At 67.7% G+C, this 24521-nt stretch carries 19 protein-coding genes; 13 read left to right on the forward strand and 6 right to left on the reverse strand.

Going from position 1 to position 24521, the window contains the following annotated elements; all coding sequences use genetic code 11:
* Nucleotides 1-119: 119 nt before the first annotated feature.
* The 3 genes from rpe to AmiPiv_RS22625 all read right to left on the reverse strand — a co-directional run bounded on the left by rpe (nt 120) and on the right by AmiPiv_RS22625 (nt 6019).
* A complete protein-coding gene (rpe, locus tag AmiPiv_RS22615) occupies nt 120-794 on the reverse strand; it encodes a ribulose-phosphate 3-epimerase (RefSeq protein ID WP_340041117.1) in 675 nt (224 codons plus the stop codon).
* A gap of 153 nt (nt 795-947) precedes the next feature.
* A complete protein-coding gene (locus AmiPiv_RS22620) occupies nt 948-4112 on the reverse strand; it encodes a DUF7929 domain-containing protein (RefSeq protein ID WP_340041119.1) in 3165 nt (1054 codons plus the stop codon).
* A gap of 11 nt (nt 4113-4123) precedes the next feature.
* Nucleotides 4124-6019 carry a hypothetical protein gene (locus tag AmiPiv_RS22625; RefSeq protein ID WP_340041298.1) on the reverse strand — a complete coding sequence of 632 codons (1896 nt, stop codon included), beginning with the start codon at nt 6017-6019 and terminating at the stop codon, nt 4124-4126.
* A 550-nt stretch (nt 6020-6569) separates the two neighbouring features.
* Between AmiPiv_RS22625 and AmiPiv_RS22630 the strand changes: the two genes are divergently transcribed.
* From AmiPiv_RS22630 to AmiPiv_RS22660, 7 genes are all read left to right on the forward strand, one after another.
* Nucleotides 6570-7595, forward strand: a complete 1026-nt coding sequence (locus AmiPiv_RS22630) for an ABC transporter substrate-binding protein (protein ID WP_340041121.1) — start codon at nt 6570-6572, stop codon at nt 7593-7595.
* 80 nt (nt 7596-7675) lie between these two features.
* Nucleotides 7676-9181, forward strand: a complete 1506-nt coding sequence (locus AmiPiv_RS22635) for a sugar ABC transporter ATP-binding protein (protein WP_340041122.1) — start codon at nt 7676-7678, stop codon at nt 9179-9181.
* Entirely contained in the window at nt 9178-10167 is a 990-nt protein-coding gene (locus AmiPiv_RS22640; protein WP_340041123.1) for an ABC transporter permease, read from the forward strand. Before AmiPiv_RS22635 ends, AmiPiv_RS22640 begins: the two co-directional genes overlap by 4 nt.
* Nucleotides 10164-11156, forward strand: a complete 993-nt coding sequence (locus AmiPiv_RS22645; RefSeq protein ID WP_340041124.1) for an ABC transporter permease — start codon at nt 10164-10166, stop codon at nt 11154-11156. The genes AmiPiv_RS22640 and AmiPiv_RS22645 overlap by 4 nt, the downstream gene beginning before the upstream one ends.
* Nucleotides 11153-12184: a LacI family DNA-binding transcriptional regulator gene (locus AmiPiv_RS22650; protein WP_340041125.1), complete on the forward strand. Its 1032-nt coding sequence runs from the start codon at nt 11153-11155 to the stop codon at nt 12182-12184. The genes AmiPiv_RS22645 and AmiPiv_RS22650 overlap by 4 nt, the downstream gene beginning before the upstream one ends.
* A 16-nt stretch (nt 12185-12200) precedes the next feature.
* Nucleotides 12201-13445 carry a Gfo/Idh/MocA family protein gene (locus AmiPiv_RS22655; protein ID WP_340041127.1) on the forward strand — a complete coding sequence of 415 codons (1245 nt, stop codon included), beginning with the start codon at nt 12201-12203 and terminating at the stop codon, nt 13443-13445.
* A 169-nt stretch (nt 13446-13614) separates the two neighbouring features.
* Nucleotides 13615-14487 (forward strand): DUF2189 domain-containing protein, encoded by an 873-nt coding sequence (locus tag AmiPiv_RS22660; RefSeq protein WP_340041129.1) that lies wholly within the window; start codon nt 13615-13617, stop codon nt 14485-14487.
* A 105-nt stretch (nt 14488-14592) separates the two neighbouring features.
* On the opposite strand, the gene AmiPiv_RS22665 is transcribed toward AmiPiv_RS22660, so the two are convergent.
* From AmiPiv_RS22665 to AmiPiv_RS22675, 3 genes are all read right to left on the reverse strand, one after another.
* The gene (locus tag AmiPiv_RS22665; RefSeq protein ID WP_340041131.1) at nt 14593-15861 is read right to left on the reverse strand and encodes an RNA polymerase sigma factor; all 1269 of its coding nucleotides are present in this window, start codon (nt 15859-15861) and stop codon (nt 14593-14595) included.
* A complete protein-coding gene (locus AmiPiv_RS22670) occupies nt 15858-16232 on the reverse strand; it encodes a YciI family protein (protein ID WP_340041133.1) in 375 nt (124 codons plus the stop codon). Before AmiPiv_RS22670 ends, AmiPiv_RS22665 begins: the two co-directional genes overlap by 4 nt.
* A gap of 253 nt (nt 16233-16485) precedes the next feature.
* On the reverse strand, nt 16486-17718 hold the full coding sequence (locus AmiPiv_RS22675) for an NAD(P)/FAD-dependent oxidoreductase (protein WP_340041135.1): 1233 nt from the start codon (nt 17716-17718) through the stop codon (nt 16486-16488).
* Nucleotides 17719-18292: 574 nt separating this feature from the next.
* On the opposite strand from AmiPiv_RS22675, the gene AmiPiv_RS22680 reads away from it, so the two are divergent.
* From AmiPiv_RS22680 to AmiPiv_RS22705, 6 genes are all read left to right on the forward strand, one after another.
* Nucleotides 18293-19597: an imelysin family protein gene (locus AmiPiv_RS22680; RefSeq protein WP_340041138.1), complete on the forward strand. Its 1305-nt coding sequence runs from the start codon at nt 18293-18295 to the stop codon at nt 19595-19597.
* Nucleotides 19598-19668: 71 nt separating this feature from the next.
* Nucleotides 19669-19980, forward strand: a complete 312-nt coding sequence (locus AmiPiv_RS22685; protein WP_340041140.1) for a (2Fe-2S)-binding protein — start codon at nt 19669-19671, stop codon at nt 19978-19980.
* The gene (gene bfr / locus AmiPiv_RS22690) at nt 19946-20431 is read left to right on the forward strand and encodes a bacterioferritin (protein WP_340041142.1); all 486 of its coding nucleotides are present in this window, start codon (nt 19946-19948) and stop codon (nt 20429-20431) included. Before AmiPiv_RS22685 ends, bfr begins: the two co-directional genes overlap by 35 nt.
* A 9-nt stretch (nt 20432-20440) precedes the next feature.
* Nucleotides 20441-22243, forward strand: a complete 1803-nt coding sequence (locus AmiPiv_RS22695; protein ID WP_340041144.1) for a di-heme oxidoreductase family protein — start codon at nt 20441-20443, stop codon at nt 22241-22243.
* Complete coding sequence (locus AmiPiv_RS22700) at nt 22243-23319, forward strand: imelysin family protein (protein ID WP_340041145.1); 1077 nt, start codon at nt 22243-22245, stop codon at nt 23317-23319. Before AmiPiv_RS22695 ends, AmiPiv_RS22700 begins: the two co-directional genes overlap by 1 nt.
* Nucleotides 23320-23397: 78 nt before the next feature.
* Complete coding sequence (locus tag AmiPiv_RS22705; protein WP_340041299.1) at nt 23398-24492, forward strand: DUF1513 domain-containing protein; 1095 nt, start codon at nt 23398-23400, stop codon at nt 24490-24492.
* The last annotated feature ends 29 nt before the right edge of the window (nt 24493-24521 follow it).

Below are 24521 nucleotides of genomic sequence, written 5' to 3' on the forward strand. Positions count from 1 at the left end.
CACGTTCCCGCAGATCCATCGAATAGGGCTTGGGCATCGCAAATCACCTCCTACCGGAAGTGAATCACCAAGTTTGCCTCAATGGAATCCCTCTTGATTCAATCTGAGCGTCCGCCGCTCTAGAGCGCGGCCTTGTCGGCGGCGGCGCGGATCGCCTCGATGTTCGCGGCATAGGCCGACGGCCCACCCTTGAACACGGCGTTGCCGGCAACCAGCACGTTGGCGCCGGCGGCGGTGACCAGCGGTGCGGTCTCGGGCGTGACGCCGCCGTCGATCTCGATGTCGATCGGACGGTTGCCGATCATCGCCTTGACGCGCTTGACCTTGTCGACGACCGCCGGGATGAAGGCCTGGCCGCCGAAGCCCGGATTGACCGTCATCAGCAGCACCAGGTCGAGGCGGTCGAGCACGTATTCGATCACCGATTCCGGCGTCGACGGGTTGAGCGACACGCCGGCCTTCTTGCCGAGGTTCCTGATCGTCTGCAGCGAGCGGTCGAGATGCGGACCGGCCTCGGCATGAACGGTGATGATGTCGCAGCCGGCGTCGGCGAAGGCCGCCAGATACGGGTCGGCCGGCTCAATCATCAGGTGGCAGTCGAACACCTTGTCGGTGCGGTTGCGGATCGCCTTGATGACCGGCGGGCCGAAGGTGATGTTGGGGACGAAATGCCCGTCCATCACGTCGAGATGGATCCAGTCGGCGCCGGCGGTGACGATGGCCTCGACCTCGTCGCCGAGCTTGGAAAAGTCGGACGACAGCACCGAAGGGGCGATCAGGGTCTTGTTGGTCACGTTCAGGCCTTTCAGCGGGCAGAGCGATTTTTTCGACTGCCTAATAGCGCACGGCGCGAATGTCGAGAAAGGAATGCCGCCCATTTGGCCGCGGCGGCCTGAAAAGCAGAACCCCGCCGGTAAAATCCGGCGGGATTCCATGAGGTCGGCCGATCACTGCGGAATGATGTTGTTGGTCCTCGGCTGGTCACGCCGTTGCGGAATGAGCCCGCGGAACACATCCGGGTTGATCGGGATCTGCAGCGTCGGCGGCTGGCGGACCGGGCGGCAGTTCGGATACTGGCCGACCGTGCCGCGCGGGCACTGGCGCTCGATGGTCAAGCACTGCCCGTTGATCAGCACCTCGCCGCGGCGGCAGACGGTATCCTGCCGGTCGGGCACGCAGCGGCCGCGCACCAGCGACGTGCCTGCCGGGCACTGCACCGTCGGCGGCTTGCGGCATGCGCCCCGGATCAGCTGCGTGCCGCGCGGGCAGATGCAGCGTCCGTCCTGGGTCCGGACCTGGCCCGGCAGCAGCTTGCACTGGCGCACCGGCGGCGGCTCTGTCGACACGCACTTGCCCTTGGACAGTTGCGTGCCGCGCGGGCAGATGCAGCGCCCGTCCTGCGTCCGGATCTGGCCCGGCAGCAGCTTGCACTGGCGTGCCGGCGGCGGTTCGGTCGACACGCACTTGCCCTTGGACAGGTCCGTGCCGCGCGGGCAGACGCAGCGCCCGTCCTGGGTGCGGATCTGGCCGGGCAGCAGGCGGCACTGCGGCCTGACCGGCGGCGGAACCGGCGTCACCGAACCGCCGCCGCTCGTGCACTGGCCGTTGCGGAACGTCTTGCCCTCGGGGCAGACGCAGCGGCCGACGGCGTTGAGCACGAAGCCTTCGGAGCACTGCTTCTTCTCTTGCTGCGCGATGGTGAAGCGGTGGCAGGCATAGGCCGAGGCACCGCCGGCACCCGGCAGGCCGGCACCGCCGCCGCCGAGCTCGAGCCTGCGCACCGGCGTGTCTGGCGACAGCACCGCGACGCAGTTCTGTGCCGGTGTCGGCGCGTTGCGGCTGGCCAAGCGGGCATCGTCGGGGATCACCACCGTCACCTGATGCACGCGGCTCTCGCCGGCACCCAGGCTGACATTGGCAATGCACGACGACGGCAGCGTCGTCGGTTCGGGCGTGCAGCCGAAGGGCGGGCTGATCTCGGCGATCGTCACGCCCTCGAGCCGGCCGAGCCCATCCACGCCGATCGCGTCGCCGATGCGGACCGGGCCGTCGAAGGGCGCCGTGCCGCCATTGCGGATCGTGATCTCGAACGTGCAGGGCCGGCCGACCTCGCACCTGAGGTCCCCGGTCTTCTCGACGGTGAGGTTCGGCCTTTGCGGGTCGTGGTTCGGAATGCGCATGGTGGCGCAGGCCCTGTTGTTGGCCAGCACCGTCTCGCCGGCTATCGCCCGCACCTCGCCGCAGTTGCGGATGATGTCGGACTGGTAGTCGGGCGGCACGATGGCGACCACGGAGAGCGGAACCGAGGCACCCGGCACCAGCGCCACGCCCGGATGGTCGCAGCGGAACTGGCCGGGACCGGCGGGACCGCAGCTCCAGGGCGGCGTCGGCCCGAAGGTCGACGACGCCGGCGCGCCCGTCGGATAGTCGTCCATCACCGTCAGCGGCCCGACATAATTCTCGGTGCCGTTGTTGTAGACGCGGATCAGGAAGCTGCAGACGCCGTCGGCGGTGCAGGCCAAAGAACGCGGGTCCTTGGTGATGCGCAGATCGACCTTCTTCTCGACCGGCGGACGGCAATCGGGATCGCCGCGGCGGCAGATCGGGATTGCGGCGCAGGCCTTGTCGTTGTCGGTGCGGCCGAACACGTCGGGCTTGCCGCTTGCCGTGTAGTCGTACTCGGCGCAGTTGCGGATGTAGCGCGCCTGCCAGCCCGGTCCGGGCTTGAAGCCGATCTTGAGATCGACCCATTCGCCGGGGTCGAGCGTGGTCGCCGGATGCTCGCAGCTCATCGGGCTGGCGTTGGGCACGCAGGTCCACGGCGCGTTCGGGCCGGAGTCGATCGACGCGTTGCCGGGCAAGGTCACCTCGTCGAGCACGATCTTGCCGTTGTAGGGGGCGTCGCCGGCATTGCTGACGCGGATGGTGAAGCCGCAGCCGCCCTCGAGCGTGCAGCGGGCGACGTCGGCGCGCTTCTCGATCTTGATATCGGGCCGCTTCTCGGGCGGACATTGCAGATCGGGCGGAATGACGATGTCGATGATCTGCGTGCAGCAGAGCCCGACGCCCTCCTCCGGCCCGGCATAGGTCTCGATGCCGGTGACGATGAGATGCACGACATCGCCGGGGCCGGCGCCCTCGATCTTCCAGTTCAGCACGCCGCCGCCGGGCGGGACGAGCTGCAGCGGCGGATCGATGGTCACGCCCGGCGTCGTGGTGCGCAACTGCACCCAGCGTCCGGCGAGTTCCGGTCCGACCGGCATGTTGTAGATGTAGGCTCCGCCGCCCGGCACGCAGTCGACATCGCCGCGCTCGACCTTGAAGCAAGCCTCCTTGTCGCCCGGGGGCGGCGGCGGAGGCGGTTCGCAGTCGGTCACGTCGATGCGGATCGAGGTCTTCTCGCCGGTGCGGAAATCGCCGTCGTCGGGCTTGGACGGGTCGTGCGAGGGTATCTCGACCGAGCCCGGTCCCGCCGACAGCTTGACGAAGCCCTGGTTGTCCACGACCGCGGGCGCGGGGAAGGCGGCCTGGTCGATCAGCGCGGTGATGCGAATGTCGACATAGCGCTCGTTCGGGCCGCCGACGCCGTCGAGATCCGTGGCCGAAAGCCGGAAGTCGGCAAGCGTCGCGGTGTCGTTGGGGTTGGTGGTCGTGCCGATCGCGCCGGCCGGAAGCGGGCCGCCGACGGCGTCGGTGCCGTCGCCGGAGGCCTGGACGTTGACGATCCTGAGGCCCGGGGGCAGCTGGTCGCGGAAGTCCATGCGCAGCGACTTCAGCCCGTTGGCGAAGGCCGGATCGAAGAACTTCTCCGGATTGCCGCGGGCGCCGAAGCGCAGGTTGTAGATGACGTAGTCGCAGTTGCGCTGGGCGCCCTTCTTGGTGAAGAACGGCACCACCTCGTCGTGGCCGGGTTGCGGCTCGACCCGGTCGAGCCTGAGGTCCGGAACGACGTCGGGAAGCGACTGGGCAACGGCTGGCATGGCGGCGAGCGCGATACCTGCCGCCACCAGCCAGCGCGCCCCGCGCCTGGCAAGTGACAGGGGTTTCATGATCGTCTCCATGACGTTTAGGTTGCTCTGCGAAACGAGCGGAATGGGAGCGAAAGCGTTCATCTCTCCCTCCCTCACGGTTCGCAGCTTGCGGCGGGCGTCGCGAGCGGCACCACCACCTTGCAGCACGGATAGTAGCCGCCCTTGTCGGCGTCCGACTTCTTGTAGAAGCACAGTCCGACATTGACGGTGTCGCCGGGGAAGTTGCCGGTCACGCCGATGGTGAAGGGCGCGCCCGCCGGCTTGGTCTGCTGCAGCGGTGTGATGCCGACGCCCGGCGTCCTGGAATCGGCCTTGACGGAGTCGCCGCCGATGCCTGCAACGTCACGGACATAGAGATCGGCCTCGAGCCCGGCCGGGGTGCAGAAATACTCGACCGCCTCGATGTCGAGGCAGGGCGGCAGGTTGCCGGGCGGCGGGAAGTCCGGCGGCCACAACGGCGTCGGATAATCGCCCGGATAGGGGATCTGCTCATAGTAGCCGGCGCGGCCCTCGCAGGGACGCCAGACCTCGACGTCGCCGACATGTCCCTCGACTTCCGCGTCGTCGAAGAAGCTGTCGAAATCGACGAACCACGAGCCGAAGGGCGGGACGTTGGCCGGCTTGACCAGGGAGGTGGCGGTCAGCTGCACGCCATGCACGGCGAACGGCCCGCCGGGTGCCAGCTGGTCGGCGAGCGCCGGATTGTCCCTCAGCCTGTCGCCGGTCTTGACGATGGTGTCGGTGCAGGCGTTGGGGTTGATGAGCCCCTCAGCATCGTAGCCATATTGCAGGTCGATGCCGCCGGCCGACTGGCGGTTGCCTTCCGGGAAACCCACCGCATATTCCTGCGGCACCGGCACCCAGATGCTCTCGGTCGCCGGATCGTCCGGGCTTTCGCGCCAGTAGCGCACGACCTCGCCCTTGCCGGTGTCGGCGAAGCGCGAATAGTCGTAGCGGTTGTCGACCTCGCCGCGCTGGGCGAGATACATGAAGCCGCGGCTGTCGAAGGCGATGTCGGTGACCGGCAGCGCCTCGTCGGCCTCGACCGTCAGCTCCCAGCGGGCGTCGGCCTCGAAGCGGCCGTCGCGGCCGATGCCGACCGACCAGATCTCGGCCTCGTCGCCGACCGCGTAGTAGACGCGACCGCCGTGGAAGGCGACGCCCCAGACCCGGCGCTCGTCCTGGGTATAGCCCCAGCTGTCCGGATCCTCTGTGTCGAAGGCGGCTCCCTGGATGTCCATCACCGAGCCGTCGTCGGCGACCGCGGCGAGGCCGCGCGCCGGCCGGCCGGCGACGCCGTGGTCGAAGCTGTCGAGCACGGCGCCCGTGGCGTCGATGCGCCAGATCAGGCCGTCGTCCAGGTCGGAGGCGAAGAACTGGCGGTGCACCTTGTCGAAGCTGACGTCGCCGATGCCGGGGCCGCTGTCGGCGTCGATGTCGGCGAATTTCGACACCGCGCCGGTGATGCCGTCGATGCGCCAGATCGTGCCGGGGCCGCCGCCGTTCTCCTCGCCGAACTGGCCGGCCATGAAGCTGGCGCCCGCCGCGCCGCGGCGCTGCCGCTCGGGCCTGCCGTCGCCGTCGGCGTCGGGGGTGACGATGCGGAGGCCGTGCAGCGAGGTCGCGCCCGCGTAGAGGTCGGGCACGCCCGACGGCGTGCCATCGCGGACGCCGTCATCATAGGTCAGCGCGAAGACCTGGCCGATCTGGCCGGCAAGCACCTCGAAGGGCAACGGCGTGTTGACGAGCTGGCCCGCCGGCGGGCCGCCGAGGGCGGAGACGTCGAAGACGCGCAAGGTGGCGCGCCCGGTGTCGATGAAGGTTTCGTCGACCGGGTCGACGCCCGGCGGCAGGCCTTCCTCGATGCCGGGGATGAGCGTGCCGGAGAAGCCGGTGACGGCCATCGAGCCCGGGTTGATGATCTGGGTCTGTTGCGCGCGGGCCGCCGGTGGGAGCCAGAGGCTCGCCGCGAGCGCCAGGGCGAGCATGCCCGCATTGAGCGCCAGCGCGCGCGGGGGCGCGCCCAGGGATCGGGTTTCGAGTGCATCGATACCGCCGCCACAGCGCGCCATGACACCTCTCCCGAATTGTGCGGAAGAAGGCGCCGGAGCGCAGGCAGGAGCCAAGCGCTGGTACCCGGCACTTTCCTCCCTTGCAGTCCTGCGATTGTCCCCTACTGGAACGATACGCTTGGGTTCACCTAGGGTCAATGCAAGTGCCTCCAGGCGTCGCGCGTCCACCCACTGCCTGAGGCGGTGGCCACGCTGGGCCTGGGGTGATCCCGGTGACCCGTGACATGTGCTGTAGTCCGTCATGGGTTTTCCTTGGTTCTTGGTTGGGCCGCCGCACCATGCGGCGCCTGGTCCTGGGTCGGCCCGGCAAGCGCAAAGGTTCAGGAGGATCGCGGGCTGCCGGCGAGAATCTTGCGGACGCGCGGCAGGCTCGCGAGACACCGTAAAAGGCCGGAAAATGTCGATTGAAATCGATTACATAATCTGCCTATGATACTCGGCAGCAGTTTTGCATCGGGAGGAGCAAATGAAGAGACTTGCAGCACTGGCGCTCACCACGGTCGCCGCAATCGCCGTGTCGGCGTTCTCCGTCCAGGCCGAGAGCTTCAAGATCGGCCTGTCCAACGGCTGGGTCGGCAGCGAATGGCGCACCCAGATGATCGAGGAAGCGCAGGCCGCGGCGGCGGCGTGGAAGGACAAGGGCGTCGACGTCGAAGTGGTGGTGCAGAGCGCCAACGTCGACGTGCCCGGCCAGATCGCGCATGTGCGCAACTTCATCAACGAGGGCGTCAACGCCATCATCATCAACCCGAACAGCCCGACGGCCTTCGATCCGGTCTTCGCCCAGGCCAAGGAAGCCGGCATCCTGGTGATCTCCACCGACGCCGAGGTGTCGTCGCCCGACGCCGTCTATGTCGGCATCGACCAGAAGGCCTGGGGGGCGGCGGGCGCCAAGTGGCTGGCCGAGACGCTCGGCGGCAAGGGCAACGTGGTCGCCATCAACGGCGTCGCCGGCCACCCGGCCAACGAGATGCGCGTCGCCGGCTACAAGGAAGTGTTCGGCCAGTATCCCGACATCAAGATCGTCAACGAGGTCAACGCCAACTGGGACCAGGCGCAGGGCCAGCAGGCGATGCAGAACCTGCTCGCCACCAACCCCGACATCAACGGCGTGTGGGTGCAGGACGGCATGGCCGCCGGCGCCTGGAAGTCGATCATCGACGCCGGCAAGCAGTCGTCGATCGCCGCCACGGGCGAGATCCGCAAGGACTTCATCGACCTCTGGACCAAGGACAAGCTGAACTCGGGCGCCTCGGTGAACCCGCCCGGCGTGATGGCGTCCGCGCTCAACGTCGCGGTGCTGATGCTGCAGGGCAAGGAACTGAAGGAGCCGGCGACGGCCGGGCAGTACAAGAACGCGATGTATCTGCCGATCCCGTTCATCGACGGCAAGAACCTCGGCGACGCCGCCAAGGCGGTCGAGGGCAAGCCGGGCTACTATTCCTACACCAGCCAGCTTTCCATCGAAGACGCCGAAAAGCTGTTCAAGTAAGCTTCTCCCGAGACGGGGGACGCGCGCCTGCCCGCAGGCCCGCGTCCCCGCGACCGACGAAGCACCGGGAAGCCACCGCCATGTCCAAAATCGAGCTCCGCGGCGTAGGCAAGGCTTACGGCGCCACCCTGGCCCTGCGCCGCGGCGACCTTTCGATCGACGCCGGCGAGGTGCATGTGCTGATCGGCTCGAACGGGTCGGGCAAGAGCACGCTGTGCAAGATCCTGGCCGGCAGCGTCCGCCCCGACGGCGGCGAGATCCTGATCGACGGCAGGCCGGTCACCATTGGCGGCCCGCGCGCGGCGCGCGGCCACGGCATCGGCATCTTCTACCAGGAGCTCAGCCTGGCGCGGCACCGCAGCGTGGCCGAAAACATCTGCCTGCCCGACCTGCCCGCCACCCGCGCAGGTTTCGTCGACCGCGATGCACTGGAAAAGCGCGCCGCGCGCTACATCGCGCTGTTCGCGGCCGTCGCCGGCGAGGATTTTTCCGCCGAGACGACGGTCGACAACCTGCGCGCCGACCAGCGCCAGCTGGTCGAGATCATGAAGGCGCTCGCCACCGAGGCGCCGGTGCTCATCTTCGACGAGCCGACCTCGGCGCTCGACCGCGCCCAGGTCGACCGCTTCTTCGAGATCCTGCGCGGGCTCAAGGCCGAGGGCCGCAGCATCATCTTCATCTCGCACCGCATGGACGAGATCTTCGCCATCGGCGACCGCGTCACCGTCATCCGCGACGGCGAGACCGTCGGCACCGAGAAGATCACCGAGACCAATCCGGCTGCGGTGATCCGGCTGATGGTCGGCGCGCAGGACGAGCTCGCCCCCGGCCACGCCGCCCCGCCGGCAGCGGCTGCGGCCGACCGATCGCCGGTTCTGTCGGTCAGGGCCCTCGCCGGCAAGGGTTTCGCCAATGTCGGCTTCGAGGTCGCCAGGGGCGAGATCCTCGGCTTCGGCGGCCTGCACGGCCAGGGCCAGTCGTCGGTGCTGCGCGCCGTCTTCGGCGTCAACCCGGTCGGCTCGGGCGAGATCGTGCTCGACGGCAAGCCGTTCGCCGCCAGCAACCCGCGCGAGGCCATCCGGCGCGGCCTGGCCTATGTCTCCGGCGATCGCGGCCGCGACGGCGTCATCTCGGGCAGGCCGATCCTCGAGAACGTGACGCCGATCCACTTTCTGCGCCAGAAGCTCAGGCTGGCGCGGCCCGCGGCGCTCGCCGAGCGCGTCAGGCCGGCGCTCGAGGCCCTGCACACCAAGTTCGGGGGTCTCGCCCATCCGATCAACTCGCTGTCGGGCGGCAACCAGCAGAAGATCGTCATCGCCCGCTGGCTGATCGACCGGCCCGACGTGCTGTTGCTCGACGACCCGACCAAGGGCATCGACCTGTCGGCCAAGACCGACCTGTTCACGCTGATCCGCAAGCTCGCAGCCGAGGGCATGGGCATCGTGCTCTATTCGTCGGAGGACGCCGAGCTGCTCAACAACGCCGACCGCATCCTCGTCTTCAATGGCGGCCAGGTGCGGCGCGAACTCACCGGCGCCGACAGGACGCGCTACAATCTCTACCAGGCAGCATACGAGGCCGCGTGATGGCAACCGCGACCCTTTCCACCACCAGGTCCGGCGGGCTCAAGCGCCTCGTCGAGCGCTACCCCTTCCTGCCGGCGCTGCTGATCGCTCTGGTGCTGCTCGCCCTCAACGGCCTCTACCAGCCGCGCAGCGTCAGCTTCATCGGCATCACCGGGCTGGTGAAGACCTATCTCGCGCTGATGATGCTCGCCATCGCCCAGACCTATGTCGTCTATGCCGGCGACATCGACCTCTCTGCCGGCGCCATCGTGTCGCTGGTCAACGTCGTCATCGTCGTGCTGATGGAGAAGATGGGCGGCAGCGGCTTCTCGGTCGTCGCCGCGCTAGGCATCGGCCTGCTCGCCGGCCTCGCCTGCGGCGTCGTCAACGGCCTGGTGGTCGCGGCACTCAGGCTGCAGGCGATCGTCGCCACCTTCGCCACCTCGATCTTCTTCACCGGGCTCGCGCTGTACGTCATGCCGGTCGCCGGCACCCCGGCGCCGGCCGCCTTCTGGCGCACCTATGGCGGCCGCTTCTTCGACATCCCCTTCGTCTTCTATGCCGTGATCATACTTGCGGTCGTGCTCTACGTGCTCGCCCGCACGCGGCTTTCGACCCAGCTGCTCGCCGTCGGCGACGACGCGCAGGCAGCCTTCCAGAGCGGCCTGCCGGTGACCAGGATCCGCATCCAGGGTTACGCGCTGTGCGGCCTGTTCGCGGCCCTCGCCGCCTTCTGCATCACCGGCGACACGGCGAGCGGCGATCCGCTGGTCGGCGGCAAGATGACCCTGTTCTCAGTGGCGGCGGTGGTGCTCGGCGGCAGCGCGCTGTCGGGCGGCTACGGCACCGTCGTCGGCTCGATCATCGGCGCGCTGATCATCGGCCTCATCAACTCGCTCGTCTTCTTCGTCGGCACGCCGTCCGAATGGCAGAACCTGGTCCAGGGCCTCGCCATCCTGGTGGCGCTGATGGCGGGCGTGCTCGTCGGCAGGAGGGCACGCGCATGACCGTCACCACCGGAACCTCCCCTGCCACGGCAGCCTCGCCGGTGCTGACCTTCGTCAAGCAGCCGCTGGTCGTGGCGCTGATCCTGATCGTCGCCCTGCTGCTACTCGGCGAGGCGCTGTCGCCCGGCTTCGCCTCGGTGCAGCAGATCCTGCGCCTGCTCATCGTGGCCGCCCTGCTCGGCATCGTCGCGGCGGGCCAGAACCTCGTCATCCTCGGCGGCCGCGAGGGCATCGACCTCTCGGTCGGCGGGGTGATCTCGCTCTCGGCCATCATCGCCGGCAACGTCATGAACGGCGCCGACGGCGGCATCCTGCCGGCCATCGTCGCCTGCGTCGTGGCAGGCGGGCTGATCGGCCTGTTCAACGGGCTCGGCGTCACCCTGCTGCGCATCCCGCCGCTGGTCATGACGCTCGGCATGCTCGGCGTGCTGCAGGGCCTGCTGGTGGTGGTGCGCAACGGCATCCCCTCGGGTCTCGCCGCGCCCGGCCTGTCGCAATTCGTCACCCGGCCGTTCCTGCTCGGGCTGCCGGGCATCATCTGGCTGTGGGTGGCTATCGGGTTGCTGATGGCCTTCATGCTGACCCGCACCGTCTACGGCCACCGCATCTATGCCATCGGCTCCAACGAGCAGGCGGCCTACATGGCCGGCGTGCCGGTCAGGGCGACCCGCATTTCGCTGTTCATGCTGTCGGGCGTCTTCGCCGCCATTGCCGGCATCTGCCTGCTCGGCTATTCGGGCACCTCCTTCGCCAATGTCGGTGAGCAATACATGCTGCCCTCGATCATCGCCGTCGTCTTCGGCGGCACGCCGCTCGCCGGCGGCAAGGGCGGCTACACCGGCACCATGGCCGGCGCCCTGCTGCTGGTCATCCTGCAGGGGATCCTGACCACAGTGAACATCGACGAATCCGGCAGGCAGATGGTGTTCGGCGCGACCCTGCTGCTGCTGATGCTGTTCTACGGGCGCGGAAGGGCGATGCGCGGATGAACGAACGTCCCAAGATCAAGGACATCGCCGAGCGGCTCGGCGTTTCGGCTGCCACCGTGTCGCGGGCGCTCAACGACAGCGGGCTGGTCGCCGAGCCGACGCTCAGCCGCATCCGCGAAGTGGCGCGCGAGATGAACTACCGGCCCAATGTCAGCGCCCGCAACCTGCGCACGCAGAAGGCGATGGCGGTGCTGATGGTGGTGCGCGACGTCGGCAACCCGTTCTATCTCGAGATCCTCAAGGGGGTCGAGGCGACCGCCCGCGCCGCCGGCTATTCGGTGCTGATGGGCAACACCGAAAACGACTCCGACCGCGAGATCGAGTATTTCGACATGCTGCGCGACGGCCATGCCGACGGCATGATCCTGATGACCGGCAAGCTGCCCGAGCGCCCCGGCTTTGCCGGCCAGGCAGCCGGCGGCGCGCCGATCGTCGTGGCACTGGAGGAGATCGAGGACGCCGGCTTCCCGCATGTCATGGTCGACAACAAGGCCGCCGCCCGCAACGCGGTCGAACACCTGATCGGGCTCGGCCACCGGCGCATCGCCCATATCTCCGGCCCGGTTCCGGAACTCATGAGCATCAACCGCCGCGAGGGCTACCGCCAGGCGATGGCGGCCGCCGGCCTCGCCACCCCCGCCGGCTACGAGCAGCGCGGCGACTATCTGCTGCACACCGGCCAGCGGCTTTGCCGCGCCCTGTTCGAACTGCCCGAACCGCCGACGGCGATCTTCGTCGCCAACGACGAGATGGCCTTCGGCGTCATCCACGAATTGCGCGGGCTCGGCCTCGACGTGCCCGGCGACGTCTCGGTCGTAGGCTTCGACGACCTGTTCCTCTCAGAGGCCTTCTATCCGCCGCTGACCACCGTCAGCCAGCCGCGCACCGATATCGGCCGCGCCGCCATGACCATGCTGCTCGACCTTCTGTCGGGCGGCGCCACGCCGCTCAAGCCGGTGATGCTGCCGACGGCGCTGAAGGTGCGTGGCACCACGGCCGCGGCACCGAAGGCGGCCGCAGAATCGTGACTACGGGAAAACGACCATGACCGGACTGCCCAGACAGCGCCTGCGCGTAGGCTTCGTCGGAAGCGGCTTCATCGCCGAGTTCCATCTCAAGGGCATGCTCGGTGTGCGCAATGTCGACGTCACCGGCGTCTTCAGCCGCAAGGCGGAAAACCGCGCCCGCTTCGCCGCCCGCGTCGCGGAGTTGGGCTTGGGCGACTGCAGCAGCCACGACAACCTGGAATCACTGGTCAACGCCGGCGACGTCGACGCGATCTGGATCCTCTCGCCCAACTACACCCGCCTCGACGTGATGCGCACCATTCATGCCGAGGTGAAGGCCGGGCGCAGCAAAGTGATCGCGGTTGCCTGCGAGAAGCCGCTCGCCCGCACCGTTGCCGAGGCGCGCGAGATGCTGCGGCTCGCCGAGGATGCCGGCCTCAACCACGGCTACCTGGAAAACCAGGTGTTCTGCACGCCGGTGCTGCGCGGCAAGGACATCGTCTGGCGCCGCGCCGCCTCGACCACCGGGCGACCCTATCTCGCACGCGCGGCCGAGGAGCATTCAGGGCCGCACGAGCCGTGGTTCTGGCAGGGCGACAAGCAGGGCGGCGGCGTGCTCTCCGACATGATGTGCCACAGCGTCGAGGTGGCTCGGCACCTGCTCACCAAGCCGGGAGCCCCCCGCAAGTCGCTGACCGTCAAGCAGGTCAGCGGCACCGTCGCGACGCTCAAGTGGACGCGGCCCAACTATGCCGAGCAGCTCAGGAAGCGCTTCGGCGCCGAGGTCGACTACCGCAACCGCCCGTCCGAGGATTTCGCCCGCGGCACCATCCTGCTCGAAGACGAGGACGGCAACGAACTGGTGATCGAGGCCACCACCTCCTGGGCCTATGTCGGCGCCGGCCTGCGCATCCAGCTCGAACTGCTCGGGCCCGAATATGCGATGGAGTTCAACTCGCTCAACACCGGCCTCAAGATCTTCATGTCGCGCGCGGTCAAGGGCGAGGAAGGCGAGGACCTGGTCGAGAAGCAGAACGCCGAGCAGGGCCTGATGCCGGTGCTGGAGGACGAGGCCGGCGTCTATGGCTACACCGACGAGAACCGCCACATGGTCGAGTGCTTCCGCAAGGGCGAGACGCCGATGGAAACCTTCCACGACGGCCTCGCCGTGGTCGAGATCCTGATGGGGCTCTACCGCTCGGCCGAGATCAACGGCACGGTCTCGTTCCCCGCGCCCGAGCTGGAGAACTATGTGCCGCCGGTGGCGCGCCGCGGCGCCTGACCGGACCTGTCGGCTACGGCGCCCGGCAGCGTCCCGGACAGTGCGGCCAGGGTCGCCAAACCGCTCGAAGCGCGTTATCCTTGGCATGGTGAAGGTCGCGGCTTTGGCGTGACCAGTCATGCTGAGCCCGGGCCGTGACCCGCCCCAACCTGTTCCAGGAGGAGTGGTCATGGCAATTTTCCACGTGTACTCGGGCGCCACCAGGACGCTCCAGCATCCCGCCATCCGCCGCATAACGGTGGCGGATGTGTATGACGCCCTGCGCCTGGGCTTCGATGACTTTTGGGCAAAGCCGTCGCATTACGTTTTCCTGTGCCTGATCTACCCGATCGTCGGGGTGCTTCTGATCACCTGGACGTCGGGCGGCAACGCCCTGCAGCTCATCTTCCCGCTGATGTCGGGATTTGCCTTGCTCGGACCCTTCGCCGGGATAGGCCTGTACGAGATCAGCCGCAGGCGCGAGCAAAACCTCGACACGTCCTGGTGGCATGCCTTGGATGTCAGGCATTCGCCGGCCATTCCCGCGATGGCGGTCATCGGCGTCATGCTGCTCGCGCTTTTCATCGCCTGGCTCCTGGTCGCGCAGGCGCTCTACACCTGGTTCTACGGGCCGGCCGCGCCGCAGTCGATGACATCGTTCCTCGGCGATCTCTTCACCACCCAGCGCGGCTGGACGCTGATTGTGCTCGGCAATCTGATCGGATTCCTGTTTGCGCTGGTGGTGCTCTGCACCGCCGTCGTCGCCTTTCCACTGCTGCTCGACTGCGATGTCGGCGCCTATGCCGCGATCGAGACCTCGGTACGGGCGGTGCTGGGCAATCCGGTGCCGATGCTGCTGTGGGGTCTGATCGTCGCGGTCGCGCTGCTGATCGGGTCTCTGCCGCTGCTGGCGGGCCTCGCCATCGTCATCCCGGTGCTCGGCCACGCGACGTGGCACCTCTATCGCAAGGTCGTGGAAATACCGGTCGGCATGAAGACGCCCCTGCCACCTTCTGCTCGCAAAGAGGACGATGGACGATTCCCATATTGGCTTCGCTGGTAGTCGGCGCAGCCGAGCCGAACAGCGCCATTGGAGACAACCGCGGACCGTTGGGTTCCGCCCCTCATCCGGCTGCCGTCGCCTTCCCCCGTCTACGGGAGAAGGCGACTAGGCCGACATGCCGTTGCGCGGGCGGCTCTCGGCCGAAAGCCGGTCGAGATGCATGCGGATATGGGCCGCCTCGGCCGCCGTATTGGCCAGCGCGATCGCCCGCCCAAAGGCCTCGCGCGCCTCTGCGTCGCGGCCGAGCTGCATCAGCAGCCCGCCCTTCACGCCGAAGAAATGAAAGTAGCCGGCGAGCTTGGGCTCCAGCGGCTCGATCAGCTTCAGCGCGGCTTCCGGCCCACGCAGCTTGGCGAAGGCGACGGCGCGGTTCAGCGTCACCACCGGCGACGGCGTCATCGATTCCAGCACCGAGTAGAGCAGGTCGATCTCGGCCCAGTCGGTGTCCTCGGGGCGCGCGGCGCGGGCGTGGAGCGCGGCGATCGCCGACTGGATCTGGTAGGGGCCGGGCCGGCGATGGCGCATCGCCTTGTCGATCAGCGCCAGGCCCTCGTCGATCAGCGCCCGGTTCCACAGCGTGCGGTCCTGGTCCTCCATCAGCACCAGCTCGCCCTCGGCATTGAAGCGGGCGGCGGCGCGGGCGTGCTGGAGCAGCAGCAGCGCCGTCAGCCCCATCACCTCCGGCTCGGTCTGGAACAGCCGCAGCAAAAGCCGCGCCAGCCTGATCGCCTCCTCGCAGAGCGGCGCCCGGTTGGCGATCTCGGCCGCACCGGCCGAATAGCCCTCGTTGAAGACGAGATAGACCATGGCGAGCACCGCCGCGAGCCGCTCTGAACGCTCGACCGGTCCCGGCGCCTCGAAGGGCACGTTGGCGTTGGCGATGCGTCCCTTGGCGCGGGTGATGCGCTGCTCCATGGCGCTTTCGCCGACGAGGAAGGCGCGCGCGATCTGCTTGACCGACAGGCCCGAGACGATGCGCAGGGCGAGCGCGATCTGCTGGGTGGCCGGCAGGTCGGGATGGCAGCAGATGAACAGCAGCCGCAGGATGTCGTCGCGGTAGTGCGCCCCGTCGAGGCGGTCGACGACCTCGCCCTCGACGTCGTCGAGATCGGAGACGGTCTCTTCCGGCGGCATCGGCGCCTGCTTGGCGCGGCGGCGGGCGGCATCGATGCCGGAATTGCGGCCGACGAAGATCAGCCAGGCGGCCGGATCGCGCGGCGGCCCGTTCTTCGGCCAGGTGCGCAGGGCGCGCAGGCAGGCCTCCTGGAACGCCTCTTCCGCGCTGTCGAGGTCGCGGAAATAGCGCAGCAGGGCTGCCACGGCCTGCGGCCGGGCGGAAGAAAGAGCCGTGTTGATCCAGGCCGGGTCCGTCATGCTGCCTCTCGTCCGGGGAAGAAGGCGCCTATCGGGCGCAGTTCATAAGAGCCGCCGCCAGGATTGGCTTCCGCCAGGTCCTTGGCCACGGCCACCGCGTCGTCGAGCGTTTCGCACTCGACGACGTAGAAGCCGAGGAACTGCTCCTTGGTTTCGGCGAAGGGACCGTCGATGACCAGCGGCTCGTCCCTGGTCTTGCGCAGCGTGGTCGCCGCCGTGGTCGGCATCAGCCTCGCCACGGGCCCCAGCCGGCCCTGGTCGCGCAGCTTGCCGGTCACCACCTGCAGGCGCGCCATCACCTCGTCGTCCTGCTCCTTGGACCAGGCGCAGACGACGTCTTCGTTGTTGTAGCAAAGGATGGCATAGAGCATCTGTTCGGTTCCTTCATGTCTAGGACGAACAGATATGTGCATTGCCGACAGAGCATCGGCAAATTTTTTGTCGGCTGGAAGGCGTCGGAATTCACACCCCCACCCCTGGCCCCCCATAAGTGGAGGGGGACCCTTTCCCTGCCAGCCCGGTCAAATGCTTGCTCAGCCGGCGCCAAAATCCCCCTCCCCCTTGTGGGGAGGGGTCAGGGGTGGGGGCAACTTGTCCGCAAGCGTGCTCGAAGGCGGCGCGGGTTCATCCCTGCGGCAGCGCCGCAAGCGCGGCCTTCAGCGCCTCCGCCCCGCCCGCCACTTGCTCCGCCGTCGGCGAGAAGCCGAGGCCGAGCATCTTGCGGCCGAGCATGTGGTCGGCCGGGCGGTTGACCGATTCGATCGCCACCAGCCTGTCGCCGACGAAGTGATAGACCGAGAAGCGGTTCTCCGCCGGATCGCCCGACAGGATCTGCCGGTCGCTGCCCGCGGTCAGCCCAACCATCTGCAGCTTCATGTCGCCGATGTCCGACCAGAACCACGGCACCGCCGCGTAGGCGCCGTCATGGCCGACGATGGTCCGCGCCGCGAGCTTGGCCTGGTCGGTGGCGTTCTGCACCGATTCCAGCCGCACGTCGCCGCCGGTCTGCCAGTGGCGGTAGCTGGCATTGTCGCCGACGGCGAGGATGTTCTCGACCGAGCTGCGCATCCGGCCGTCGATGCGGATGCCGTTGGCGACTGCGAGGCCGGCGGCCTGGGCCAGCTCGACATTGGGGACCACGCCGATGCCGATGATGACCATCTTCGCCGGCAGGTGTTCGCCCGCGGACGTCAGCGCGCCAGTGACATGGCCGTTCTCGCCCTCGATGCGCTCGATGGTGGTCCTAAGCAGGATGCGCACGCCCGACGCCTCCAGCCGTTTGCGCACGTGCTCGGCAATCAGCGGCGCCACGGCGCGGCCGAGCAGCCGGTCGAGCGCCTCGACGACGGTGACGCGGCGGCCTCCGGCGGCGAGCGTCGCGGCGATCTCCAGCCCGATGAAGCCGCCGCCGATGACGACGACATCCTCGCTCGCCGCACTGTGGTCGCGGATCAGCCTCGCGTCGGCCACCGAGCGCAGCGACAGCACGCCGGCCAGATCCGAACCCTGAAGCGGCAGCTCCCGCGGCCGCGAGCCGGTGGCGAGGATCAGGTGGTCGTAGGCGAGGCTCTCGCCGCCTGCGAGCGCCAGCCGGTTGGCGCCCGTGTCGATGCCCTCCACCAGCGAACCGGGGCGGAGGTCGATCGAATGGCCGGAGTAGAAGACCTCGCCGCGCAGCGGCTGCGGCTGGGCGGCTGGATCCTTGATGAAGGTCTTGGACAGCGGCGGCTTGTGGTAGGGCAGCTCGTTCTCGTCGCCGAGCAGGATAACCGGGCCGTCATAGCCCTCCTCGCGCAGACTGGCCGCCGCCTGCACGCCGGCATGACCCGCACCGACAATCACCACACCGTTCTTCATGCTCGCCTCTGCAACACCGGAAAACACACGCGGAAATGGCCGCTGGGGCGGGGAACCGCAAGGGGCCATGCACGGATATTTGGCTGACAGCCGGCAGCACGGCTGTCAAGCACGCGCATGCGCCAGCGACGACCTGGCCGGAGCTCATGCGCGACACCCGCCGGCCCGCGCGACGGCAAGCGCCCACCAAATCAATGGCTTGCCAGCAATCGCGCCCTTATAAACTGGACAAATTTAGTTTAGAATAATTCTAAACTATTGATCCAACTGCATTTTTCCGCTCTCCGCCGTTGACTTTTGGTGCCGGACGCCCTTATGTCGCCCTGCTTTTACAGCGCCTGTCTTTGATGTCTGGGCCTTGAACCCTTTCGATTGGAGCGCCGGGTGCCAGCCTTCGACGCGTCGCCCGCCGGCGCTGGTTTTGTCGCATCAGCCCGACCGGGCATTGCTGCGACTGTCCGAGGCCGCCCCCGAAGTCTTCTCTCGATCCTGCGGTTCGCTGCCCGGCACATCCTCGCCGGCGCACGGGTTTTCGGCGCGGCCCCGCGCCATCGGAGACGTTGAGGAGACGTTCATGCCTGCATCCATCTCGCGCAGCCGGCATATCGGCAGGCTCGCCGCCATCGCCGCCACGACGGCGCTGACCGCCGCGGTCTTCGTCCTGCCGGCGAAAGCCGAAACGGACCCGAAGGCGGTCATCGCCACCTATGCCGACATCGCGCTGGCCAAGTACGAGGACTCGCTCGTCACCGCCAAGGCGCTCGACACGGCCGTCGAGGCGCTGATCGCGAAGCCCTCGGAAGAGACACTGAAGGCGGCCCGCGAAGCCTGGAAGGCGGCCCGCATCCCCTACCAGCAGACCGAGGTGTACCGCTTCGGCAACGCCATCGTCGACGACTGGGAGGGCCGCGTGAACGCCTGGCCGCTGGACGAGGGGCTGATCGACTATGTCGACAAGAGCTACGGCACAGAGTCCGACGAGAATTCGCTCTACACCGCCAATGTGATCGCCAACGCCTCGATCGAGATCAACGGCCAGAAGGTCGACGCCGCGAAGATCACGCCCGAGTTCCTGTCGGGCACGCTGCAGGAGGCCGGCGGCATCGAGGCCAATGTCGCCACCGGCTACCATGCCATCGAGTTCCTGCTCTGGGGCCAGGACCTGAACGGCACCGGTCCCGGCGCCGGCAACCGCCCCTACACCGACTACGACCCGGCCAACTGCACCGGTGGCAACTGCGACCGTCGTGGCCAGTATCTCGCGGCCGCGACCGACCTGCTGGTCGCCGACCTCGAGGAGATGGTCGGCAACTGGACGGCCGACGGCGCCGCCCGCAAGGCGCTCGTCGACGGCGACCCCAAGGCCGGCATCTCCACCATCCTCACCGGGATGGGCTCGCTGTCCTATGGCGAGCTCGCCGGCGAGCGCATGAAGCTCGGCCTCCTGCTGCACGATCCGGAAGAGGAACACGACTGCTTCTCGGACAACACCCACATCTCGCATCTCTACGACGCGGTCGGCATCCGCAACGCCTATCTCGGCAGCTACAAGCGCATCGACGGCGCGACCGTCGAGGGTCCGTCGGTGTCGGACCTGGTCAAGGAGGCAGATGCCGCGCTCGACCAGGAACTCGGCGGCAAGCTCGACGCCACGGTCGCCAGGATGGAGGCGATCAAGGCGCGCGCCGAGGCCGGCGAGCCCTACGACCAGCAGATCGGCGAGGGCAATGCCGAAGGCAACGCCACCGTGCAGGCGGCGATCGACGCGCTGGTCGACCAGACCAAGTCGATCGAGCGCGCGGTGGCAGCGCTCAAGCTCGAGGCCATCGCCTTCGAGGGCTCGGACAGCCTGGATGCCCCCGACAAGGTCTTCCAGTGAGCGCCCCCAGCGCCTAGATTATCCAAGCCACGCGGCGCGCTCGACGCGCCGCCAGCCACCCAGAGCAAGCCATGCTGATCTGCCACTGCAACCTGATCACCCAGAAGGAGATCGAAGACACGATCATCGAGCTTCTCGACCGGGATCCCTGGTCGCTGATCGTGCCGGCAAAGGTCTATCACGCGCTGCAGCAGCGAGGACGTTGTTGCGGCTGCTTCCCAAATGTGGTCGAAACAATCATTCGGATTACCGAAGCCTACCACGCTCGTACGGAGGCGAGCGGCGGGGATATCGTTTCGCACATGGACCGTGTGAAAGAGTTGCGGGTCCAATTTGGGAGCAGATTCAATGAAAGGCGAAAAGCAGGTCATCGAGCGGCTTAACGAAGCCCTTTTCCTCGAACTCGGCGCGGTCAACCAGTATTGGGTGCACTATCGCCTTCTCGAAGACTGGGGCTACGGCAAGCTCGCCAAGAAGGAGCGGGCGGAATCCATCGAAGAGATGCACCATGCCGACAGGCTCGTGGCGCGCATCATCTTCCTCGAAGGTCATCCCAACCTGCAGTCGGTAGCGCCGCTGCGCATCGGCCAGAACGTCAAGGAAGTGCTCGAAAGCGATCTCGCCGGCGAATATGACGCCCGGACCTCCTACAAGAAGTCGCGTGAGATCTGCCAGCAGCACGGCGACTACGTATCCATGAAGCTCTTCGAAGAGCTGCTCGCCGACGAGGAAGGTCACATCGACTTCCTCGAGACGCAGTTGCAGCTCCTCGAGGAGATCGGCGACGAGAAATATGGCCAGCTCAACGCCGAGACCGCGGACGAGGCCGAATAGGATGCCGGAATGCGGCGCAACTTTTCCCTGACGCGCCGCGCCCTGGCGGGTGCGCCCGCCTGCGATACTCCAGCCACCAGGGTATTCGAGGATACCCCCACCCCTGACCCCTCCCCACAAGGGGGAGGGGAATATGCTCGCGACCATGCCGACCGCGGTCATCCTCATTCCGCCCACACCTATCATGGTCCGGCGCCGGACGGCGGTGCCGCCAGATCCCCCTCCCCCTTGTGGGGAGGGGTCAGGGGTGGGGGTACCTTTCAGCCCGCGAGCGCGCCTGGCACCAAACTGCTTCGCAGCCTGCTTGCGGCGAATCTGATCCTGTTCGCCACGGTCGGCCATTCTGCCGCCGGCGACGCGCTGTCTTTGCCAGCCGAGCGCAGCGACCTCAACCCCAAGGACAAGGCGCGCGTCGAAAGGATCGTCAGGCCGACGACCGACTTCTCCAGGGCCGAACAGTTCGAGCGCATGCAGGGTGGCGCCGGCACCTCGGAAAAGCGCGTCAACCAGGATGCGTTCTCGCAGTCCTCGGCCAACATAACCTTCGAGGAAGAAGGCACCTTCAAGCTCGGCAACGGCATGTTCCGCAAGCTGTGGGTGTCCTCCCCCTCCTCCACCCAGGCCTCCGACGGGCTCGGGCCGCTGTTCAATGCGCGTGCCTGCCAGAGCTGCCACCTCAAGGACGGCCGCGGCCATCCGCCGGAAGGCAATTCCGACGCGACCTCGATGTTTCTGCGCCTCGCCCGCACCGCAGAGACCGACGCGGAAAAGGCAGCACTCGCCGAGCGCAAGGTGGTGAACTTCCCCGATCCGGTCTATGGCGGCCAGTTCCAGGATCTCGCCGTGCCCGGCCTCAAGGGCGAGGGCCGCATGGTCATCACCTATGAGGAGGTGCCGGTCGAGCTGGCCGACGGCACCAGGCTGTCGCTGCGCAAGCCGAGCTATTCGGTCGCCGACCTCGGCTACGGGCCGATGGACCCCAAGACGACACTGTCGCCGCGCGTCACGCCGCCGATGATCGGCCTGGGGCTGGTCGAGCAGATCCATCCCGCCGACCTCCTCGCCAATGCCGATCCGGACGACGGCAACGGCGACGGCATTTCCGGCAAGGCTGCCATCGTCCGCGACGACAAGACGGGCGAGCTCGCCCTCGGCCGCTTCGGTTGGAAGGCGCAGAACCCGACGATCCGCCAGCAATCGGCCGGCGCCTTTGCCGGCGACATCGGCATCTCCACGCCCGACGTGCCGCAGCACTGGGGCGACTGCACCAAGGCGCAAGCCGATTGCCTCGCCATGCCCAACGGCGTGCAGGAGCGGCTCGGGGCGGTCGAGGCACCCGATCCGATCATGGACCTCGTCACCTTCTACTCGCAGAACCTCGCAGTTCCCGCCCGCCGCGACATCGACAAGCCTGAGGTGCTGCGCGGCAAGCAGATGTTCTACGAGGCGGGCTGCGCCTCGTGCCACACGCCGAAATTCGTGACCCGCCGCGACGCACCCAACAAGGCGCAGGCCTTCCAGCTGATCTGGCCATACTCCGACTTCCTGCTGCACGACATGGGCGAAGGCCTCGCCGACGGCCAGCAGGTCGGCGACGCTACGGGCGGCGAATGGCGCACGCCGCCGCTGTGGGGCATCGGCCTGACCCAGACCGTCAACGGCCACACCTTCTTCCTGCACGACGGCCGCGCCCGCAACCTCACCGAGGCCATCCTGTGGCACGGCGGCGAGGGACAGGCGTCTCGCGACCGCTTTGCAGCACTTCCCGCTTCCGATCGCGATGCCCTGATCAAGTTCCTGGAGTCGCTGTGATGGCCAGAACAGTGCTTGCGGCATCCATCGCAATTCTCGTCGCCCTGCCGGCCGCAGCCCAGGCCAACGAGGCTTCCGGCAAGGTGATCTCGGGCGCCATCGACGGCTTCATCCGTCCCGTCTATGGCCGGCTGGTCGGGGCGACCACTGATCTCGGCATATCGATGGGCAAGCTCTGCGCTGCGCCCTCCACCGACACTCTCGAAGCCGCGCGGAAGGCCTTCTCGAAAACCACCGAAAGCTGGTCCGAGGTCGAGATCATCCGCTTCGGCCCGATCACCGAGGAGAACCGACTCGAGCGCATGCTGTTCTGGCCCGACCGAAAGGGCACCGGCCTCAAGCAGGTGCAGGCGGCCATCGCCGACAAGGACGAGACGGCCACCGACGCCGCCAGACTCGGCGACAAGAGCGTGGCCATGCAAGGGCTGGGCGCTCTGGAATTCGTGCTGTTCGGCACCGGTGCCGACGACCTGGCCGGGGCCGGGGCAGCCTATCGCTGCTCCTACGGCAAGGCGATTTCGGGCAACATTGGCAAGATCGCATCCGACGTCGACGCCGCCTGGCGCGACGACAAGGGTTTTGCCGCTCAATGGAAGCAACCCGGCCTCGACAATGCGCTCTACCGCAACGCCACCGAGGCCATCACCGAGCTGCTCGAGGTCTATGTCAACGGGCTGGAGCTGGTGCGCGACGTGCGCGTCAACGGCTTCCTCGGCAAGGAGGCCACGGCCGACAAGCCGAAGCAGGCGCTGTTCTGGCGCTCTGAGGGCACCGCCGCCTCGCTCGGCGGCAACATCGCCGGCATGAAGGCGCTGTTCGACGCCTCGCGGTTCGGCTCGCTGCTGCCGGCCGACGCCCAGTGGATCGCGCAATCCATCGACTTCGAATTCGCCAATGCGCAGAACGCGGCGGCCGCCGTCAGCGGCCCCATCGATGCGGTGCTCACCGATGCCGAAAAGCGCGGCAAGCTCGCCTATTTCGGCGTCGTCACCTCCAGCCTGTCGGAGCTGTTCGGCACCCGCCTCGCCAGCGCGCTCGGGCTGACCGCCGGCTTCTCGTCGCTGGACGGCGACTAGAGCATGATCCCGAACCAAAGGTCCGCGGCAGCGAAAAGTGGACGCCGGTTTTCGGACAAGATGATGCTCCAACAACAACTGCGTACGCCCCTGTTCGATCGCCGCGACTTCCTCAAGGCCGCGGGCACGACCTTCCTGATGTCGCTCACGCCGGCGCAGCGTGCGCTGGCGCTCGAAACCGATGCTATGTTCGCAACGGCTTACCAAGCGCGTTCGGGCGAGTATGGCGTCGCGGTCTTGTCGGAGGCAGGCAAGATCCTGCACAGCGTCGCCCTGCCCGAGCGCGGCCACGACGTCACCTTCGATCCCATCTCGCGCAAGTCGGTGGTGTTCGCCCGCCAGCCCGGCACCTTCATGATGGTGTTCGACCACACCGGCCGGGACGCGCCGCTGACCATCCCGAGCATCGCCGGCCGCCACTATTACGGCCATGGCGTGTTCTCGCCCGACGGGGCGCTGCTCTATGTCACCGAGAACGACTTCGACAACGCCGCCGGCATGGTCGGCATCTACGACGCGCGCGACGGCTTCCGCCGCACCGGAGAGTTCCCGACGCACGGCGTCGGCCCGCACGAGCTGATCCTGCTCGGCGACGGGCGCACGCTGGCCATCTGCAACGGCGGCATCGAGACCCACCCGGATTTCGGCCGCGCCAAGCTCAACCTGCCCACCATGAAGCCGTCCTTGGTGCTGGTCGACCGCGTTTCGGGCGATCTGCTCGAGAAACACGAACTACCTGAAAAGCTTCACCAATTGTCGATCCGGCACATGGACATCGACGCCCAGGGGACCGTCTGGTTCGGCTGCCAGCACGAGGGGCCGGCGACGGAGAAGCCACTGCTGGTCGGCCGTGCCGTGCGCGGCCAGGAACTCGAGATGTTGGACATGCCCGAGGACATCCTCGGCGGCTTCCGCAACTATATCGGCTCGGTGGCGGCCAATCGCGACGCCGGGCTGATCGCCGTCTCCTCGCCGCAGGGCAATGCCTGGGCGACGATCGAGGCGAAGACCGGCAAGGTGGTGGCGCAGAACGATCTCGTCGAGGTCTGCGGGCTCGCGCCCGACCGGGACGGCTTCCTGGCAACGACCGGCGCCGGCCTCATCGTCGGCTCCGACGGCGGCCAGACCGACGATCCCGAGCATGTGTGGGACAACCACATGCTGCGCATCTGACTTGCAGCATTCGTAAGTCTGCACTTACG

It is taken from the genome of Aminobacter sp. Piv2-1 (assembly GCF_037625995.1).
Taxonomy (GTDB): domain Bacteria; phylum Pseudomonadota; class Alphaproteobacteria; order Rhizobiales; family Rhizobiaceae; genus Aminobacter.